This is a genomic window from Acidovorax sp. (assembly GCF_027492855.1).
GTDB lineage: Bacteria > Pseudomonadota > Gammaproteobacteria > Burkholderiales > Burkholderiaceae_C > Acidovorax.
In genome coordinates this window covers 1-1335 of record NZ_JAPUDY010000110.1, presented here as the reverse complement: position 1 = coordinate 1335, position 1335 = coordinate 1, and the positions used below count along the sequence as shown (strand labels likewise).

The window sequence follows — 1335 nt, the reverse complement described above, 5'->3', positions numbered from 1 at the left end:
GCCCAACGGCAGCGGCGGCTACACGCAGCAGGGCGATGTGGAGAATACTGGGCTGAACCGCCCCTCTGGCGTAGCCGTGGACGGCGCGGGCAACAATGTCTTCGTGGCCGACACGGACAACCATCGCATCCTGCGCGCCGTGGCGCACTACACCGTCACCCCCAGCATCAGCACCGCCAGCCCTGCGGGCACCAGCACCTTCACCTGCAGCGCCGCCAGCGTGGCCTCTGGCGGCAGCGCCACCTGCACCGCCACGCCCGCGCCGGGCCACACGCTGCTGGCGCTGACGGGCTGCGGCAGCGCCGACCTGGCCACAGGGGCCTGCAACCTCGCCAACGTGCAAGCCCACCAGGCCCCCGAGGCCCGCTTTGGCCTGCTGCTGCAGGGCACCACCGTGCCTGCCACGGGCCCAGGCGGTGCGGCCAGCGCCACGGTGGCGGGCGGCGGCGCGGGTTGCGCGTTCGATGCCGCCGCCACCGGCTTCGTCGCCGCAGGCGCCACCCCGGCGGGTCAGGTGGCGCCGCAGGGCGCATTCCGCTTCAAGCTGGTGGGCTGCACCCACGGCGCCACGGTGCGCGTCACCACCACCTGGCCGCAGCCCGTCACCGGCCTCACCAAACGCAGCAGCAGCGGCACATTCATCGCCCCCGCCAGCCTGGCCATCAGCGGCAACACGGCAAGCTTTGACGTGACGGACGGCGGCGTGGGTGATGACGATGGCGCGCCAAACGGCGAGATCGTGGACCCGGTCATGCCCCTGGCTGCGGCAGGGCCCGGCGGCGCGCAGGCCATCCCCACGCTGGGCGAATGGGGCCTGCTGCTGCTTTCGGCCCTGTTGGCACTGTTGGGCTGGCGGCGACAGCACCAGCGCATCAAAACTTGAGCCAAAACACCTTCCACCGCCCGCCTAGAAAGCGCAAATAGCTATTATTTAAATAGCAATCAAGACAAGCGCGACGTCAGGAACCCCACCGTGCCATAGCGTTTGACCCCGGCATTGGCCACGTCGGACAACAGGCGCTGGCAGTCCTCCAAAAAAGCGCTGCCCTCATGCGTGAGGCTGATGCAAGCTGAATTCATCAAAATTGATAGCTGCTTGCGCTTTCTGAATAAGCGTCAGAAGCACTTTTCATCATATTTCCCCCGATCCAGGCACCCCCCTCTTTTCACCAATTTCAGGGACATACAAACGCGCGTCAATCCGGTACGTTCAGCCTTGCACATTTCGCAAGACAACAACAAGGACACGCCGCATGGTCACCCAGACCACTTCTCCCCTTCGCCCCCTGGCCCACGCCTGGCTGCTGGCCACCGCCCTCGTGCTGGCCGCCTGCG

The 1335-nt window shown here is 66.9% G+C and carries 2 protein-coding genes; one reads left to right on the top strand and one right to left on the bottom strand.

The genetic code is table 11. The features are described 5' to 3' along the window. Window positions 1-883: IPTL-CTERM sorting domain-containing protein (locus Q0105_RS21525; RefSeq protein ID WP_298214975.1), on the top strand; the 883-nt coding region annotated here is incomplete at its 5' end. Window positions 884-942: 59 nt separating this feature from the next. On the opposite strand, the gene Q0105_RS21520 is transcribed toward Q0105_RS21525, so the two are convergent. Further along, window positions 943-1080, bottom strand: a complete 138-nt coding sequence (locus tag Q0105_RS21520; RefSeq protein ID WP_298214973.1) for a hypothetical protein — start codon at window positions 1078-1080, stop codon at window positions 943-945. Window positions 1081-1335: the final 255 nt, after the last annotated feature.